The 639-nt window shown below is 46.0% G+C and carries 2 protein-coding genes; both read right to left on the bottom strand.

Features of this window, described 5'->3' with window-relative positions; genetic code table 11:
• Positions 1-180: sulfur carrier protein ThiS (gene thiS, locus R7Q46_RS27845; RefSeq protein WP_318078387.1), on the bottom strand; the 180-nt coding region annotated here is incomplete at its 3' end.
• A gap of 79 nt (positions 181-259) precedes the next feature.
• Positions 260-639: HesA/MoeB/ThiF family protein (locus tag R7Q46_RS27840; protein ID WP_318078386.1), on the bottom strand; the 380-nt coding region annotated here is incomplete at its 5' end.

Here is a 639-nt window from a genome sequence, read left to right as displayed (position 1 = left end):
CAGAGAGATGCTATCTCCCTCAGAAAGTACCGTACTCGCCCATTCGCTACGCGGCACCACTTGATTATTAATGGCAAAAACACAGCCCATTTCAGGCAGAGAAAACTGGGTAATGATTTGCTGTAGGTTGGCTTTACACTCGACCAGCTGAGCTTGGTCGTTAATAGCGATAGTTATCACGTTACCTCTCTCCTTTAACAAAGGAACGCACAAACGAACTTGCTGCGAATTGATTTGAAACTGTCATGGCGGTCATCTCTTAACTGCTCACTGGTGCAAGATTATTGTCACCACAAACCTGACATTGCTTGTCTTTGGTTATAGACATGGTCTGCCAGTTCATCCGCAGCCCGTCAAAGAGGTGTAACTGACCACACTCAACATGAAAGCGATCTATCGCCAACTTTTGAATAGCAGCGAGAGCTTGGTAGTTCCCCAGAGTGCCCACCACAGGGCCGATAATGCCAGTTTCGCTGCACTTCATTGTTTGCTGCAATTCATCAAACGGATACAAGCATCGATAGCAGCCTGAATTTGATGGTTTGTCTGAGTAGTCAAAAACAGCAAACTGCCCTTGCCAACCAATCGCTGCCGCCGATATCAGAGGTGTATTTTGCTCATAACAAACTTGATTGATCA

The sequence above is a fragment of the Vibrio sp. 811 genome, from assembly GCF_033339195.1.
This window is presented reverse-complemented; position numbering and strand designations above follow the sequence as displayed.